The sequence below is a fragment of the Vibrio sp. HDW18 genome (assembly GCF_011306175.1).
In the GTDB taxonomy this organism is placed as follows: domain Bacteria; phylum Pseudomonadota; class Gammaproteobacteria; order Enterobacterales; family Vibrionaceae; genus Vibrio; species Vibrio chanodichtyis.
In genome coordinates, this window is record NZ_CP049914.1 from 530,840 (window position 1) to 547,097 (window position 16,258).

General features: G+C 45.7%; 14 protein-coding genes. 7 read left to right on the forward strand and 7 right to left on the reverse strand.

Annotated features, from left to right (window positions below; translation table 11 throughout):
• Positions 1 to 38: 38 nt before the first annotated feature.
• Positions 39 to 1,766: an SgrR family transcriptional regulator gene (locus tag G7083_RS14150; RefSeq protein WP_166015456.1), complete on the forward strand. Its 1,728-nt coding sequence runs from the start codon at positions 39 to 41 to the stop codon at positions 1,764 to 1,766.
• A 497-nt stretch (positions 1,767 to 2,263) separates the two neighbouring features.
• The gene (locus G7083_RS14155) at positions 2,264 to 2,830 is read left to right on the forward strand and encodes a PhnA domain-containing protein (protein ID WP_166015457.1); all 567 of its coding nucleotides are present in this window, start codon (positions 2,264 to 2,266) and stop codon (positions 2,828 to 2,830) included.
• Positions 2,831 to 3,033: 203 nt separating this feature from the next.
• Here the strand turns inward: G7083_RS14155 and G7083_RS14160 are convergent, their stop codons facing one another.
• From G7083_RS14160 to G7083_RS14180, 5 genes are all read right to left on the reverse strand, one after another.
• Positions 3,034 to 3,222 (reverse strand): hypothetical protein, encoded by a 189-nt coding sequence (locus G7083_RS14160; RefSeq protein ID WP_166015458.1) that lies wholly within the window; start codon positions 3,220 to 3,222, stop codon positions 3,034 to 3,036.
• A 146-nt stretch (positions 3,223 to 3,368) separates the two neighbouring features.
• On the reverse strand, positions 3,369 to 4,961 hold the full coding sequence (locus tag G7083_RS14165; RefSeq protein WP_166015459.1) for an ABC transporter ATP-binding protein: 1,593 nt from the start codon (positions 4,959 to 4,961) through the stop codon (positions 3,369 to 3,371).
• Entirely contained in the window at positions 4,958 to 6,013 is a 1,056-nt protein-coding gene (locus G7083_RS14170) for an ABC transporter permease (protein ID WP_166015460.1), read from the reverse strand. Before G7083_RS14170 ends, G7083_RS14165 begins: the two co-directional genes overlap by 4 nt.
• Positions 6,010 to 7,095 (reverse strand): microcin C ABC transporter permease YejB, encoded by a 1,086-nt coding sequence (locus tag G7083_RS14175; protein ID WP_166015461.1) that lies wholly within the window; start codon positions 7,093 to 7,095, stop codon positions 6,010 to 6,012. The genes G7083_RS14170 and G7083_RS14175 overlap by 4 nt, the downstream gene beginning before the upstream one ends.
• Positions 7,096 to 7,103: 8 nt before the next feature.
• Positions 7,104 to 8,921, reverse strand: coding sequence for an extracellular solute-binding protein (locus tag G7083_RS14180; RefSeq protein WP_166015462.1), 1,818 nt, complete (start codon positions 8,919 to 8,921; stop codon positions 7,104 to 7,106).
• Between the two features lie 423 nt (positions 8,922 to 9,344).
• Between G7083_RS14180 and G7083_RS14185 the strand changes: the two genes are divergently transcribed.
• The gene (locus tag G7083_RS14185; RefSeq protein ID WP_166015463.1) at positions 9,345 to 9,782 is read left to right on the forward strand and encodes a DUF3069 domain-containing protein; all 438 of its coding nucleotides are present in this window, start codon (positions 9,345 to 9,347) and stop codon (positions 9,780 to 9,782) included.
• A 138-nt stretch (positions 9,783 to 9,920) separates the two neighbouring features.
• Here G7083_RS14185 and G7083_RS14190 read toward each other — a convergent pair whose 3' ends face one another.
• The gene (locus tag G7083_RS14190; protein ID WP_166015464.1) at positions 9,921 to 11,360 is read right to left on the reverse strand and encodes a sucrose-specific PTS transporter subunit IIBC; all 1,440 of its coding nucleotides are present in this window, start codon (positions 11,358 to 11,360) and stop codon (positions 9,921 to 9,923) included.
• 245 nt (positions 11,361 to 11,605) lie between these two features.
• On the opposite strand from G7083_RS14190, the gene G7083_RS14195 reads away from it, so the two are divergent.
• Positions 11,606 to 12,598, forward strand: a complete 993-nt coding sequence (locus tag G7083_RS14195) for a LacI family DNA-binding transcriptional regulator (RefSeq protein WP_166015465.1) — start codon at positions 11,606 to 11,608, stop codon at positions 12,596 to 12,598.
• A gap of 78 nt (positions 12,599 to 12,676) precedes the next feature.
• Positions 12,677 to 14,314, forward strand: coding sequence for a glycoside hydrolase family 32 protein (locus tag G7083_RS14200; protein WP_166015466.1), 1,638 nt, complete (start codon positions 12,677 to 12,679; stop codon positions 14,312 to 14,314).
• A 76-nt stretch (positions 14,315 to 14,390) separates the two neighbouring features.
• On the opposite strand, the gene G7083_RS14205 is transcribed toward G7083_RS14200, so the two are convergent.
• Positions 14,391 to 15,104: a tRNA (adenine(22)-N(1))-methyltransferase TrmK gene (locus G7083_RS14205; RefSeq protein WP_166015467.1), complete on the reverse strand. Its 714-nt coding sequence runs from the start codon at positions 15,102 to 15,104 to the stop codon at positions 14,391 to 14,393.
• A gap of 209 nt (positions 15,105 to 15,313) precedes the next feature.
• Between G7083_RS14205 and G7083_RS14210 the strand changes: the two genes are divergently transcribed.
• Positions 15,314 to 15,664 (forward strand): GlpM family protein, encoded by a 351-nt coding sequence (locus G7083_RS14210; RefSeq protein WP_166015468.1) that lies wholly within the window; start codon positions 15,314 to 15,316, stop codon positions 15,662 to 15,664.
• A 37-nt stretch (positions 15,665 to 15,701) separates the two neighbouring features.
• Positions 15,702 to 16,139, forward strand: coding sequence for an NUDIX domain-containing protein (locus G7083_RS14215; RefSeq protein ID WP_166015469.1), 438 nt, complete (start codon positions 15,702 to 15,704; stop codon positions 16,137 to 16,139).
• Positions 16,140 to 16,258 lie beyond the last annotated feature (119 nt).

The following is a 16,258-nucleotide window of genomic DNA, read 5'->3' on the forward strand; positions in this document are numbered from 1 at the left end:
ACTATCGACAATTAGTCTTGAGATGAGATTTCCTCTTTATGAGCAGCCCTCGGCTACGTGTTCAATTCGATGCATTGTTCGAACATTTTCAAGGACAAGATGTTGAAACTCAATTAGAAGATGTAACAGACATTCTATTTTGTACCCGGCGTAACGCGCGAATTGTGCTCAATAAAATGGAAGAGGAGGGTTGGCTTGAATGGCATCCCGCCCCAGGACGTGGCAAGCTCTCGCAATTAATCTTTAAACGTACTCGGGCGGATGTGTGTGAAAATCTCGCTCGCCGCTATCTGAACGAAGGCAAAATAAGCCAAGCGTTTGCAGCACTGAATCAAGATGCCGCGAAATTAACCCAAGTGATTGAAAGCTATCTTGGGGTGCAGCATCAAGAGGGACTGCAAGTGGTCAGATTGCCATACTATCGTCCACTTTCCATGCTCAATCCGCAAAAAATGATGCGCCGTTCAGAGCAGCATATCGCTCAACAGGTGTTCAGCGGCTTAACTCGCTTAGATGAAGCGGAACAATTACAGCCGGATTTAGCCCATGCTTGGCAAGCGATTTCTGAGACGCATTGGCGATTTTATTTACGTCCCGGGGTGCGTTTTCATAATGGTAATTTACTGACGACTGAATTGGTGGTGCAAAATCTTTGGCAACTTCGATTGGTGAATCTATTTGCCCACATCGAGCGAGTCGCTGCGCCGTATCCTTGGGCAGTCGATGTGTTTTTAAACAAACCCGATGCACATTTGCCGTTAATGCTTGCCGAAGTGTGCGCCAAAATGCTGCCAGCCGATGCCGATCGCAACCAAGATTTTGATTTAATGCCTGTGGGTACTGGTCCTTATAAAGTGGTATTAAATGATGAAAAACGCTTAGTATTACAAGCCGTTGATGGCTATTTCGGCTTTCGTCCATTACTCGATAGAGTCGAAGTCTGGGTGATTGATGAAGTTCACTCATCCATGGTATTTCCCAGCTTATCCAATCCGATCAAAACCGCGCGAGGATCTTCAGAAGAAGAGGTGGAGTTGGATCCCGGCTGTACTTATTTACTACTCAATCGTCGTAATGGTGTCGCCAAAGATGAGGATTGGGCGCGTTATTTATCCGAGCGACTCAGTGCGCTAAACCTATTTCGCCTATTACCGGAAGAGAAGATTATTGAGCTTGGGGTTTTGCCCGCTTATGGTTTAAAACCCGGTTGGTACCATCACTCAACACCGCCTCATAAGATATGCCCACCAGAAGCGAAACAAATCACCATTGCTTATCATGCACAGCATCCGATGTTTCCCACCGTAGCCAGTGCGATTAAACAACTGCTTAATCAAGATGGCATCAGTGTCAACATTATTAAGTATGAGCATACCGTACTAGAAACCGAACAGGTTGATATTTGGATCAAAGCGATGGGAATATCCAATCATCGTGACGAGGCTTTAGCGGGATGGATACTCAATTATTCGGATATTGAATTTATGAGCCAAAATGAGGATTTTAATCAGTGGGTGGGCCTAATTGATACTTGGCGTGCGAATTCATCGGGCGTATTTCCGGCCAAAGAGTTAGGTAAGTCATTGATTGAAAAACTACAGTTGATCCCAATGTTCCATTGCTGGTTAGGGATCAGCAAAGATCAGTGTGGTGCTTTGCAAAATGCTAAATGCAATGCACTGGGCTGGTTTGATTTTAGTCAAGTCTGGGTTAAACCAGAATTATCTGCCAAAGGTTTTGCTGTGCAACGTTATAGTAAGTCATGACATAGCAATATCAAGCAGTGGTCCGCTGATGGTTATTCGCTAATCATCATACTTAACATTGCTCAATGATAAATATGATGATTAGCTATTTTATGGTAAATGAATACTGTTAAATACTCAGTGCCTATGAACCTAACAAAAACTCAGAACCATTGATATATGAAGTTATCGTAAACCCAGCACGATAAATTGGCAAGTAGGCATAGAGGGAGGTAAGTGGTTGATTTATGCTTGGTCATGAACTTAATTTAAAACCCTACATATTTAACATAAGATTGATAATGCGAAGTGTGTTGCTGATTTAAGACAATTATGTCTTAATCACCGTCAGTGAACGATTCATGAAAATTGGAAGTTTAACATACCTTACTGTTTGACTATTAACGCATTTATTTGCCACCACGAGTCACAACACAAGGTAAATCTCGCGATATCCCTTTAAATTTTGAGTTTAAAATGGATAATACGCGCTTACATATTTTTACAAGGTGGGTACCATGTCTACTGAAGCAACTTTACTTGAACGCTGTCAATCACAATGCGAGCTATGTGCCGCATCAGCGCCTCTTTCTCCTTTTGTGGTTGCGCCGCACACACTGGTTACAGTTGATCACGCGGTTATGCTATGTGATACCTGTAAAGGGCAAATCGAAAACCCTGAGACGGTCGACGCGAACCATTGGCGCTGCCTAAATGACAGCATGTGGAGCCAAGTTCAACCGGTTCAAGTACAAGCTTGGCGTCAATTGAAACGTCTTGCCGAAACGCAAAGCTGGGCTGGCGATCTACTTGAAATGATGTATCTGGATGAAGAAACTGCGAAATGGGCTGAAATTGGTATGGATGATGATGCCGATAAGCCGCGTGATGTGAATGGTGTCGAACTGAAAAAAGGTGACGATGTCACTGTTATCAAAGATTTGCCAGTTAAAGGCTCAAGCATGGTGATTAAACAAGGCACTGCTGTGCGTGGTATCGCTCTGACTGATGATCCAAAGCACATCCAAGGCAAAGTTAATGGTCAAACCATGTACATCATTGCCGAATATTGCCGTAAGAAATGATCCCTCTTAAGTACAGACTGATTTAACAGCGACTTAATCATGCGTATAACCCAAAGTGCCTCGATAGTGACTTTGGGTTATTTTTCACGTTCAGGCACACAAGCCAATCACCTGCACCAGAATGACATAGGCAGAGCAACAAAAACACCGATCATTGGCCGACGTTTCAATTGATATCTGTGGTCAATCACTCGCTGAGTGACTTACCGGTATAAGCCGAGATCTTTTTGAAGATGGGCTGACAATTCGTCCGCTTGGTAATAACGTGGAGCATTTGCCAAAAACAGAATGTTGACTAGGTGAGCCATCAATCCTTTGAAGTTAACCGCGTAGGTCTTGCTATCCTTAGAGGTTGGAGCCGCAAGGGGCCCGATTTGCATTAGCTGAGCCATGTTTGCCTCTGTTGAATCGGTCACTATTTTATTAGGTTCAATTTTAGTCAATCACAGCGTGGTTAGAAAATGACGAATTTTTCCGCTTCAGATAACTTAAACTAATGGCCTATTCTCAACTTACTCGCCTACCCTTTATGCTTGATTTAGGCCAAAGCAAGACGCACCAACTGTTGTGTATACGGATGCTGTGGTTGAGTAAATAAGCGTTGGGTTTCCCCTTGTTCGACGATGGCTCCCGCCTTTAGCACCATAGTGTGGTGGCACATTGCGCGGATCACCGCTAAATCGTGACTGATAAACAGATAGGTTAACTGGTATTTTTGCTGCAGATGTTTAAGTAAATCCAAGACTTGTGCTTGCACTGTACGATCGAGTGAGGAAGTCGGCTCATCGAGCAAAATAAACTCGGGCTTAAGGATCAGCGCACGAGCAATCGCAATACGCTGGCGTTGTCCACCTGAAAACTCATTCGGATAACGATGCCGCGTGCTGACATCCAACCCCATCTCTTGCATGACCACACAAATGGCTTGATCAATCTGCTCTTCATTCATCTGGCGATGGACACGCAACCCCTCCCCAATCACTTGAGCGACCGACATGCGCGGATTCAGCGCAGAATAAGGATCTTGAAACACCACTTGCATTTTGCTGCGATACGGCAACATTTCCTTACGCCCTAGCCTTTGCAAATCTTCTCCAGCAAAACGAATTTCTCCTTGGGATGCGAGCAGTTTTAAAATGGCCATACCAGTGGTGGATTTTCCTGAACCACTTTCGCCGACTAAGCCCAGTGATTGCCCTTTGACTAAAGTGAAATTAACGTCAGTCACGGCTTTGCTATACCCTTGTGTGCGCTGAAATAATCCGCCTTTGATGGGAAACCAAACTCGCAAATTTTCGACCGTTAATAAAGAGGGAGCATTGATGTCCGCCGTAATCGGAGCCCCACGAGGATCGGCGTTGATCAACTGTTGTGTATAAGGATGCAGTGGCGCAGCAAAAAGTGTTTGGCAGTGATTGGTTTCCACTAGCTTACCTTGTTGCATTACGGCCACTCGATCTGCAATTTGGCGCACTATGCTTAAATCATGGGTAATAAACAACATCGCCATGCCAAGCTCTTGTTGCAGTGATTTCAATAGCGCCAAGATCTGGGCTTGCACTGACACATCCAACGCGGTAGTCGGTTCATCGGCGATCAGTAGTTCTGGTTCATTGATCAGCGCCATTGCGATCATCACCCGCTGACGTTCACCACCTGAAAGTTGATGTGGATAAGCATTAAGTTTAATTTGTGGATGATGGATCCCTACCTTGGTGAGCCATTCTAATGCGATTTGCTGTGCCGCCGCTGAGCGTAAACCACGGTGAATGGCTAACGTTTCCACCAACTGTTGACCAATTTTATGTAAGGGATTGAGTGACACCATTGGCTCTTGAAAAATCATGCCAATTCGCCCGCCTCGTAATCCGCGCAGTGTTCGCTCTGAGCAGCGTAGCGTATCAATCCCGGCAAACTGAATACGGCCATTTAAGTAATGAGCCGAACCTTTGCCAAGTAGGCGTAAAATCGCATTTGCCGTCACTGACTTGCCCGACCCACTCTCGCCCACCAAGGCTAACGTTTCGCCACGCGCGATCTGTAAACTGATCCCTTCAGTCACCGGGCGTATTTCGTCTGCCGCACCAAAACCGATCGAGAGATCATCAATCTTCAATAGCCAATCGTTCACGAGCCGCTCCGTTGTAAATGAGGGTCAAAGGCATCACGCACCGCTTCACCAATAAAAACCAATAAGCTCAGCATCAGTGATAGTACGATAAACGCCGATAAACCAAGCCAAGGCGCTTGCAAATTCGCTTTACCTTGCGCGAGCAATTCCCCTAGCGATGGCGAGCCAGCAGGCAAACCAAAACCAAGAAAATCTAACGAAGTCAAAGTAGTGACTGAGCCAGAGAGGATGAATGGCATCATAGTCAATGACGCCACCATCGCATTAGGTAACATATGGCGTAACATTATCCGTAAATCACTGACCCCCAGCGCCTGTGCTGCCCGCACATAATCAAAGTTACGGCAGCGCAAAAACTCGGCACGCACGACACCCACTAAACTCATCCAACTAAACAGCACCATGATGCCAAGTAACCACCAAAAATTAGCTTCAACAAAGCTTGATAAAATGATCAATAGAAACAAAGTCGGCATCCCTGACCAAACCTCAATAAAACGCTGACCGAGCAGATCTAACCAGCCGCCGTAATAACCTTGCACCGCGCCAATCAGCACGCCAATCAAGGAGGAGATCAGCGTTAACACAAAACCAAACACGATCGAGATCCGAAAGCCATAGATGATCCGCGCTAATACATCACGACCTTTATCATCGGTACCCAGCCAATTGACTGCATCAGGTGCTGATGGTGCGCTGCCAGCCAGATTGAAGTTGATGGTGTCATAGTGAAAGCGGATCACTGGCCAAATAATCGTCCCTTGCTCTTCTATCAATTCAATGACGAATGGGTCGGTATAATCGGCAGAGGTAGCAAATTCTCCACCGAACTCGGTTTCGCTATAAGTTTGAAAAATCGGCGTATACCAGCGTCCTTGGTAGTGGATCAGCAGTGGCTTATCATTGGCGATCAACTCGGCAAATAGACTTATCACCAGCAATAGTAAGAAAATCCATAATGACCACACACCGCGCCGATTAGCGTTAAATCGAGCCCAGCGCGCTTGGGTTAATGGATTGGGCGCGGGTTGTATTTTTTGCCACATTTTCATCCGCGAGCCTCAAAATCGATGCGTGGATCGACCCACATGTAAGTCAGATCTGAAATAATACTCAGCAGTAATCCGAGCAGGGTCATAATATACAAAGAGCTAAACACCAGCGGATAATCGCGTTGGATGGTGGCCTCAAAGCCGAGTAGACCTATCCCTTCCAATGAGAACATCACTTCAATCAGCATTGAGCCAGTAAAGAAAATACTGATAAACGCACTTGGAAAACCGGCAATAATGATCAACATTGCATTACGAAACACATGACGATAGAGAATCGCTCGCTCATCCAACCCTTTAGCCCGTGCAGTCACCACATATTGCTTATTGATTTCATCCAAAAACGAGTTTTTGGTCAGCATACTTAAGGTGGCAAAACCGCCGATCACCATTGCTAATGTAGGTAAGGTAAGATGCCAAAAATAATCAAAAATTTGTTGGTACCAAGGTAACGCGGCAAAATTATCGGAGACCAACCCACGCAGTGGAAACCAACTAAAATAGTTGCCGCTGGCAAATACAATGATCAACATCAGCGCAAACAGAAAACCAGGGATGGCATAGCCGATGATCACCAGCGCACTCGACCAAATATCAAATCGTGAACCATGATGGATCGCTTTGCTGATGCCAAGTGGGATTGAAATAAGGTAAATCAGTAGAGTGCTCCAAAGCCCAAGCGAGATCGAAACGGGCAAGCGTTGAATGATCAAATCAATCACGTTGCCACCACGAAACAGACTCTCACCAAAATTAAAACTGGCGTAATCTTTCAGCATCTGCCAATAACGCAGGTGCAATGGTTTATCAAACCCAAACCGACGAGTGATTTCTGCCACCACCTCTGGATCCAGTCCCCTTGAACCTTTATAGCCACTCACTGCCGCGTCCGTAGTGGCGGCGACCTCTTGGCCTCCACCACTAAAACGCTCCATTAAACCAGAAGTGTTGCCTTCCAACTGGGCGATCGCTTGCTCAACCGGACCGCCTGGGGCAATTTGAATGATAAAAAAGTTAATGGTGATGATCGCCCATAAGGTCGGCACCACCAGCAGCAGACGGCGTGCAATATAACTCAGCATCACGCCTCCTAACGCCGTTTTTCCGGCAAACGCTGCGCTTTTTGTTGGTCTACCCACCAAGTGTCTAAGCCTAAAGAATATTTAGGAAATTGCGTTGGACGGCCGAATTTATCCCACATCGCCACCCGATACATGCTTAAATGCCATTGTGGGATAAGGTAGAAATTCCATTGCAATACTCGATCGAGCGCTCGTCCTAACGCGCGCAGTTTAATGGTATCTTGCTGACTCGTTGCGATTTGCTCGGTGAGAGCATCAAGCACCGGATCATTTGCCGCGGCAGTGTTGTAAGTGGAATCCATATAATGTGAATTCCACACAATTAATAAATTGGGACTCGGATAGGGATTCGCGCTGTAACCATGTGAAATCATATCAAAGTCACGATCACGTAACCGTTTCGTGTACTGGGTGGTATCGACCGTGCGGATCTTCATCTCGATCCCCATTAATTGCAGATTTTTTTGCAGCGGAATGGCAATTCGCTCCGCGGTTGGGCTGTAAATCAGCAGCTCAAAACGCAGTGGTTGACCGGTTTGGGTATGGGTCATCACCTTATTATTCAATTCCCACCCTGCCTCTTTCAATAAGGCAAATGCCTTACGCATCTGTTGGCGGATCCGCCCGCTACCATCGGTCACCGGTGGTTGATACACCTCACTAAAAACCCGGGCTGGCACACTCTCTTTATAAGGCGATAAAATCGCTAACTCAGCGGCATCCGGCAGTTGTTGCGCGGCATATTCAGTATTTTGGAAATAGCTGCGAGTGCGTTGGTATTGATCATAGAACAGATTCTTATTCATCCACTCAAAATCTAAGGCGTAATTTAACGCTTCACGCACTCGAACATCTTGGAACACCAGGCGCTGAGTGTTGAAAATAAATCCTTGGGTAGCTGCGGGGGCCTGATGAGCAATTTGCTCTTTCTTGATCAAACCTTGATCAAAATGACTGCCGGTATAGGCGGTTGCCCAAAATTTAGCTTGATTCTCTTGGCGTAGGTCAAACTCCCCCGCTTTAAAAGCTTCCAGCATCACCGTATCATCACGATAATAATCATACTGAATTTGTGCAAAATTATGCCGACCCACGTTGACCGGTAAATCTTTCGCCCAATAATTTGGATTGAGCTGATAGGTCACGCTTTGCCCAGGTTTGAAAGCCACAATTTGATAGGCACCACTACCAATTGGTGGCTGATTGAGTGGTTCGGCCAGATTTTTATCTTGCCAGAAATGTTTGGGTAACACGCGGGTTGATTGTGCGAGGCTAAACAGTTGTTCACGGTTAGGTTGCTGCATTTCGATGCGTACTGTTCGTTCAGCAATCGCCCGCACTGACTTTACATCTTTGTAGTACACCCGATATTGCGCTACCCCTTCGCTCATAAATTTATCAAAGGTAAATTCCACATCTTGCGCCGTGATGGGCTGTTGATCATGAAAGCGTGCCAGTGGATTAAGATCAATTTCCAACCAAGTGAAATCATCAGAGTAGCGAATTTTACTGGCAATCAGCGGATAGTATGAGTCAATTTCATCCGCCGGTGAGAACATGAGTGGATCATACAATTCTTCGCTATTGGCGGCGGCCACCCCACGTGAGGCAAAACGGTTAAAGTTGTCGTATGTGCCTAATTCGCCAAAGGTGACTTTGCCATATTTGGGCGCCTGTGGATTTACATAATCAAAATGCGCAAAATTGGCAGGATATTTGGCTTGCCCAAACCCAACCAGCCGAGTGGTTTCAACCACATTGGCCCAACTTATCTGGCTAGATAACACCAGCAGGATACCTAATCCCATCGCTTTGTAACTGCGCATCGCTCTCTCCCTCGGCATGTTATCTCATCCTATTCCATATCAAACTTAGATGTGATGGTATAAATAACCAATCATGCAGACAGTTAAATCGCCTTAAACCTAAGCTTTTGGCCGATGCTAACACAATTTTTTATCTGAAACGCCACTGATCAAGCTGAATTAAAATCGATTTGGCTTCATGATTGCATCGCTGTTGGCCCTATTCTGGCTCAAATCCGATCTTATCGATAGAGCCGCTACTGCTAGGCTAAGCACCTTACTCAAGCACAAGCGTGCATACGCGTTCAAGCTGTCAGTCTATTGTGCAAAAATTGAGGCAAACAAGCGCATTAAATGTGCAGACAACGCCTATTTTACGCGGTTGTATTGACATTTTTTGATAACTTCCTAGCATGGCATTTTTCACTGTAATGAGAACTTTCCATGTCTGAGACAACCCCAACCGAAACACCAGCAGTGGACTTAGCATCCATCTCACCAGAACTGCGCCAAGTTCTAGAGTTTGATCAAGTGCCAGAAGCAATGTATCACATGGTAACTTCGATTCATGAAGTCTCTGAAGAAGTGGTCCGTGAAGCCTGGAACTCACTGCCAGCCAGTGCACAAAACATTCTGGATAATTTTGAACAGTTTCATGCACTGATTTCCGTTAGCCAAGCTTTTGCTGGGCTGAATGTCATGGAAGAGTTCCCAACCTTGAATCTTCCTAAAGAGATGAGCGAACAAGATAAAGAGGCCTATCGGGCTCAGTTGCTGGATCAAGTGCTGCACAACTGTGTTAAAGACATGGTTAAACAGATCAAAAAAGCACGCCGTGACCCAATCCTTAAACGTGATTTTAAAGACGTGTTTGCCCAATAAGCCAATCACCTAGGATCTTGTTGATCAAAAATGGTAAATGGGCAAGGTAGTATGCAAGGAGCACTAATGCGCTCCTTGCATTTTAGGCAAAAAAAAAGCCCACTTAATCAGTGGGCTTGCGTACTTCATAGGGGGAAGTTACGCCATTACCTGAACCCCTTGCTTGGCCTGCTCACGTAGCCCAAGTAAGAAAGTCAAACCAAATGCGGCGACAAAAGCAATCACCATCCCAACAATATAGTAGCCAATTTGCTGTGGAGTAATCGAAATGATCCCAGGCAAGCCTGCCGCGCCTAAAGCTTGAGCTTTGACATTAAATAACGTAATGAAAGCACTTGCCAAAGCCGAACCACAAATCGCTGCAATAAACGGATAACGCAGCTTCAAATTAACACCAAACATTGCAGGCTCTGTAATACCCAATAATGCGGTGATTCCAGATGGAATCGCAATTCCCTTGAGTTTGCTATCTTTAGTCATCACGCCCACCGCTAACGCTGCGGCACCCTGAGCAACATTTGACATAGCGGCAATCGGGAAGATAAAGGTTCCACCAGTGGTGATAATGTCGGCCAATAATTGCGTTTCGATGGCAATGAAGCTGTGGTGCATGCCAGTGATCACAAAAGGCGCATAGATGAAACCAAATAAACCACCACCGATAAAGCCTGCTGAATCATAGAGCCAATTCAGCGCATCTCCGAGCATGAAGCCAATATCACGAGTTAGTGGGCCGACCAAGGTGAAGGTGAGAAAACCGGTGATAAAAATTGCCAACATTGGTGTCAGTAGGTTATCCAACACTGAAGGAACAATTTTACGGAGACCATTTTCAATTTTGGCTAAAATGAAAGCCGATACCAGTACCGGTAGCACCGAACCTTGATAACCCACTTTCTCAATAGCAAAACCAAGAATATTCCAAGTCGGTACAGTGCCCGATACCGATGCACTGCCAAATCCCCAACCATTGAGTAGATCTGGGTGTACCATCAGCATGCCAAGTGCGGCACCTAAAAACGGATTACCGCCAAATTTACGCGAAGCTGAGAACGCAAGTAATACCGGTAGATAGACAAACGGAGCATTGGCAAAGGTGTTGATCATGCTGGCTAAATCAGCCAATCCAGGATTAGCATCAATCAGTGATTGCCCTTCAATGAATAAGCCGGTGGCCGTAAGTACATTGAATAACCCCATCAATAGACCACCAGCCACAATGGCAGGAATAATCGGCACAAAAATATCCGATAAACCTTTCACCGCCCGTTGCGCCCAGTTCTGTTTTTCTGCGCCAACCGAAGCCACATCATTGGTCGACATGTCGGCTAAACCCGTTAATTTGGCCATTTCAGCATAGACTTGGTTCACAATGCCTGAGCCAAAAATGATTTGATACTGTCCTGCAACTTTGAATTGCCCTTTCACGCCTGGCAGTGATTCGATGGCGCTTTCATCGAGTTGCGTTTCATCTTTTAACACTAAACGTAGACGAGTCGCACAATGCGCGAGTGCTTGAATATTGCTTTTGCCACCCAAGCTATCTAGAAGTTGTTTTGCTATGACTGGATAGTCCATAACTCACCCCGGTATTTATTTTTGTTCAATTGAAAATAGGCCGTTTGCCATATCAATTGGGAACGTTTGCAAGTTCATTCTTGTCTGTTTCTGAGTTGTGGTCAAAATCAATACCATCAAAATGTGAATAAGATCGCCAAATTTACTAAGGATGCAGCATGAAACAGGGTTAAAATGTGATTATTCATTTGTTTGTAGTCTCTATTTCTGCAATCAATCCCAATTTTGCGCCTTCAGGATGCTCTATGGCCAGTTTGCATGATGTTGCCCGTTTAGCGGGTGTTTCTAAATCTACCGTTTCTCGTGTTATTAATGATGAGTATGGCGTTAAACAATCGACAAAAATCAAAGTTTTACAGGCAGTTAAGCAATGTGGTTATGTCGTTAATCAAGTTGCCAAAGATCTCAAATCACAAACCACCAATTTGATTGGCGTGATTGTACCTCGTGTTTCTTCTCATGCCACTGCGCAAGGAGTAGATGGACTAACGGCCATTTTCGAACAAGCAGGCAAGCATGTGCTATTGGCCAACACCCATCAAGTGCATGCAAAAGAAATTGAATATATTCAGATATTTAACCAGAAAAGAGTCGAAGGCATTGTCTTTTATGCAACGCACCTTGATAAGCCTCTAGTCGAAGCGATTCAGCAATCAGCCGTTCCGGTGGTGTTGGTGGGACAAGACGGCTCGTTATATAACATTCCGAGCATAGTGCACGACGATCATCGAGTGGGTTTTGAGGCCGGACAACGCTTAGTTACTGCCGGATGTCAGCATATTGGTTTTATTGGTGTGCAAAGTGATGATATCGCAGTCGATGCACTGCGTTCACAAGGCTTAGAGCAAGCCCTCGCCTTTCATCAATTAGAACTGCTTTTTCATAGGCGCGGAGATTTTTCGCTGCACTCCGGTTATCAGATGGCCAAACAAGCCTATCAAGATCACCCACAGCTTGATGGCCTATTCTGCGCGACTGACCGGCTGGCGATTGGCGCAATTAAAGCGCTGCAAGAGCTCGGCGTTCAAGTCGGCCAGCAAATTAAATTGCTTGGGGTGGGCAATGATGAGTTGGCTTATGTGAGTACACCACCATTGGCAACTTTTAACTATGCATTTGATAAAGCTGGCGAAAATGCAGCTAAAATGCTGCTAGAACGGATTGCGGGTCGTGGACAAGAAATGAGTAAAGTAGTGCTGACCTTCCAAAATATTCAACGAGAAACTTGCCCTGTGTGATCACGAAAAACTTGCTTTACCAGTTTGGGGACGCTAAATTGAGAACGTTCCCGACATTTTTGATGGTAAGGTAAGTCAATGTTATTAGAAAAACTGCTCGCATATGCTGGTGGAGTCGACAACGTTACACGGATTTTAGCCCCGCAAGGTCGCGTGGCTTTAGCTCTACACGGCGCGCCCTTAACAACCGATGAATTAGCAATCGACGAAATTGATCTGCAATCGGTACTTGGCGAATGGCAGATTTCTATCCCACGCAATGCTTCCATCTCTGATCAGCAGTTAGCCGAGGTTGGTTTAATTATTGCTCAGCGCCAAAAAGCGCAGACCTTACCTTATCAACGTGCTGTGGCAAGCTCTTATCGCCCCCAATGGCACATCTCTCCACCGCAAGGGCTGCTTAATGACCCCAACGGTTTTATTTACCATCAAGGGCAATATCACCTTTTTTATCAATGGTCACCTTTTGCTTGCCAACATCAAGATAAATATTGGGTCCATCTTACCAGTGCTGATTTAGTCGATTGGCAGTGGCAATCGGTCGCCCTAACCCCTGCCGATTGGTTTGATAGCCATGGTGTTTTCTCTGGTCATGCGGTCAGTGATCAACAAGATTTATGGTTATTCTATACTGGCAACACCCGCTTAGGGGTCGATCGTCAACGGCAAACAATGCAGTGTGCAGCCCGCATGAATGATTGCGGAGAGTTTGAAAAACTCGGACCGCTGATCCGCTCGTTACCTACGGGTGTAACTGAGCATATTCGCGACCCCAAAGTAATTGGCCGCCAAGGCGATTGGCAAATGTTACTGGGAGCTCAAACGCTGCAGCATCAAGGACGCTTGGCGATTTACCGCTCCCATGATTTACTCAATTGGCACTTTGATAAGCTGTATGGGGATGAACTCGGCGACTATGGTTATATGTGGGAGTGTCCGGATTGGTTTGAGCTGCAAGGTGAGCGTTTTTTGGTATTTGGTCCACAAGGGATCAAGTCGGCCAATCCTCATCACACTATTCAGCACCAAAATCGGATTTTCCGGGTGACCCAAAATCCGCAAGGTGAAGTCACCTTCCACCAAGGTTGGCCTTTGGATGAAGGGTTTGATTTTTATGCACCACAAAGCGCTCAAACTGCCGATGGGCGTCGTGTACTCTGCGCGTGGATGGGCTTGCCCGATGAACTGCAGCATCCCACTTGCGATCAAGGTTGGATTCATCAACTCACGGCACTGCGTGAATTAGAGTGGCGAAATGACCGGCTTTATCAACAGCCATTGCGTGAGCTACAAAAGCGAATGCATGCCCAGCAATCACTACTTTTAAGTGACATTGTCACTGACATGCAAAGCAAAAGCTTTGCCCTTAAAGTGACTCTGCCCTGGGGCTGTGAATTGCGCTTAATGCAAAACGCACACTATCAGGTCCGATTGACGTTAGATGCCGAGCAACAAGTACTACGCCTTGACCGCTCAGCAACCCAAATACGTCAGGGTGATACGATTCGCGAACTGTCACTGAGCAGCACAAATGTCGAGCTATACATTCTCGCCGATCAATCCTCACTGGAAATTTTCATCAACCAAGGTGAACATGTGATGACAAGTCGCATCTTTACCCCACAAGATGCCACCGGGATTTCGCTGCATGGTGCCACTGCACGCGCTGAGTGGGCCAATATCGCCGCAAGTTCTGCGCCATTTGCTACGGTTTGATACTGCGACAATGTGATACCAAATGAACACTGAGCTGGGTCAACCGCCTAGCTCAGTGCTTTTTCTGAACCTGCGCTTAGTCATTTAAGCCGTGAGTATGCGGGATAATGATCTGCTGATACGCTTGCCTGCGCTGCTCGGCTGCCTTATCACCGCCTTGAGCTTTGCGTTGATAATGATGCTGTAATTGTTGTAAATAGCGCTGTGCTATTTTTTGCTGCGCTTGATTGTCGGTTTGCCACAACGCTTTGCCAGTTAAAGAGAGCGGATACCCAATGAAGGTCGATGAGCGGTTAATTTGCACATGCAACAGCTCATAAATCCGCTGATTTTCTTCCAACAAATGCTCACTGTGCAACTCAGCACCAAGATTGATTAATTGTTCACGTAATGTATAAGTGTGATGTACTGGACACAGCAGCAGATCTAGGCTCAATGTCGGATGGCGTTTAACCAGCTCAGTGATAAATTCACTCATCAAATCACCACCGACTCCAGCAATAATCACCAAATGTGATCCAATATGCGCTGCTAATGGCAAATCGCGCACATCAATACAATAGGTATGCCAACGAGCTAAGTCTGAAGTTGCTGGAAAAAAATCGGTTAAATCGCGCGTTACCTTTTCCATCAGCTGCGGCACGATATCGACAAAATGCACACAGCTGTGCGGATGTTGCTTAAGTAATGCGGCGCCGAGTAAGCCATGATCGCAGCAGCAATCCCAAATGTGATCATAGTGTCGATTGACTTGCTGAACTAACCGGGTTAACCGTTTGCCTAATTTCATGCTATTCCTCAATTCACCGTCTTATGCAACTGGTGATCCAATTAAAACTTTGCCAATTATACGGATGGTTGAATGGTGACTTAAGTTGGTTGTTTTTACACGCAAAAAATTTGCCCACCAAAACTACAGTTGGCTCAATTGCCAGTTCACCTTGATCCTTCGCTGTTTTATAGTGAGAGCATCTTATCTCGCTGCTCAAAGGAAATGTCATGGCGAGCCTGTTTATCAAATGCCTGCTGGGTGCATTAGCGGTATTGATGATTGCTTTATTATCCAAAAGCAAAAATTTTTTTATTGCCGGATTAGTCCCCCTATTTCCCACTTTTGCCTTAATCGCCCACTACATCGTGGGCACAGAACGGACGATGCAAGATTTACGGCTCACCGCACTGTTCGGTCTTTATTCACTGATCCCATACGCGGCCTATTTGCTCGCTGTTTATTATTTTAGCTATCGTTACAGCCTAAGCGCGACTTTGCTTGGCGCAACATCAGTTTGGCTGATGTTTGCTGGGCTATTGCTGATGGCTTGGACCCGTTTTGCCACTCACCTTACCTAAAAAAACAGACTTAACTCACCGTTAATTTGAGGAAAATATGTCGATTGTAAAACCGTTACCCACTCAGTTACCGATCGCCGAATGTGTTTCGTTCTTGCTGATCAAACAAAATCAAGGATTGCTGGAGCGCCGTTCCGCCAGCAAAACTTGCGATCCCAATATTATTGCCATTCCGGGTGGCCATATTGAAGCGGGAGAAAACCAGGCACAAGCCCTGCTGCGTGAAGTGCAAGAGGAATTAGGCATTAAGGCGACACGCTTTGGGTATCTCTGCTCGCTCTATCATCCGACCCAACTTGAGCTGCAATTACTGCACTATTACGTTGTCACCGAGTGGCAAGGAGAAATTGCGTGTCATGAAGCCGATGAAGTGTTTTGGCAACCGCTGATCACTAGTGCGGTCGAAACCGTGGCCGATAAAATTGCAGTGCAAGAATGGCAACGACTTTATCAAAGCGGATTACTCAGCGCTTAATGATAGGTTCAATACGCTTGTCAATAACGATGTATACGCTAACTTTGGGGCTGAAACTTATTTAAATTGGTAATAAATCACTAAAAAGACAATGATTTATCTCTACACTTAAGTGAGAT

Coding starts and splice junctions, on each gene's coding strand:
- G7083_RS14160 (WP_166015458.1), bottom strand. CDS start 3,222: ATGGCTCAGCTAATGCAAATCGGGCCCCTTGCGGCTCCAACCTCTAAG.
- G7083_RS14170 (WP_166015460.1), bottom strand. CDS start 6,013: ATGAAAATGTGGCAAAAAATACAACCCGCGCCCAATCCATTAACCCAA.
- G7083_RS14215 (WP_166015469.1), top strand. CDS start 15,702: ATGTCGATTGTAAAACCGTTACCCACTCAGTTACCGATCGCCGAATGT.
- G7083_RS14205 (WP_166015467.1), bottom strand. CDS start 15,104: ATGAAATTAGGCAAACGGTTAACCCGGTTAGTTCAGCAAGTCAATCGA.
- G7083_RS14200 (WP_166015466.1), top strand. CDS start 12,677: ATGTTATTAGAAAAACTGCTCGCATATGCTGGTGGAGTCGACAACGTT.
- G7083_RS14210 (WP_166015468.1), top strand. CDS start 15,314: ATGGCGAGCCTGTTTATCAAATGCCTGCTGGGTGCATTAGCGGTATTG.
- G7083_RS14190 (WP_166015464.1), bottom strand. CDS start 11,360: ATGGACTATCCAGTCATAGCAAAACAACTTCTAGATAGCTTGGGTGGC.
- G7083_RS14155 (WP_166015457.1), top strand. CDS start 2,264: ATGTCTACTGAAGCAACTTTACTTGAACGCTGTCAATCACAATGCGAG.
- G7083_RS14195 (WP_166015465.1), top strand. CDS start 11,606: ATGGCCAGTTTGCATGATGTTGCCCGTTTAGCGGGTGTTTCTAAATCT.
- G7083_RS14150 (WP_166015456.1), top strand. CDS start 39: ATGAGCAGCCCTCGGCTACGTGTTCAATTCGATGCATTGTTCGAACAT.
- G7083_RS14185 (WP_166015463.1), top strand. CDS start 9,345: ATGTCTGAGACAACCCCAACCGAAACACCAGCAGTGGACTTAGCATCC.
- G7083_RS14175 (WP_166015461.1), bottom strand. CDS start 7,095: ATGCTGAGTTATATTGCACGCCGTCTGCTGCTGGTGGTGCCGACCTTA.
- G7083_RS14180 (WP_166015462.1), bottom strand. CDS start 8,921: ATGCGCAGTTACAAAGCGATGGGATTAGGTATCCTGCTGGTGTTATCT.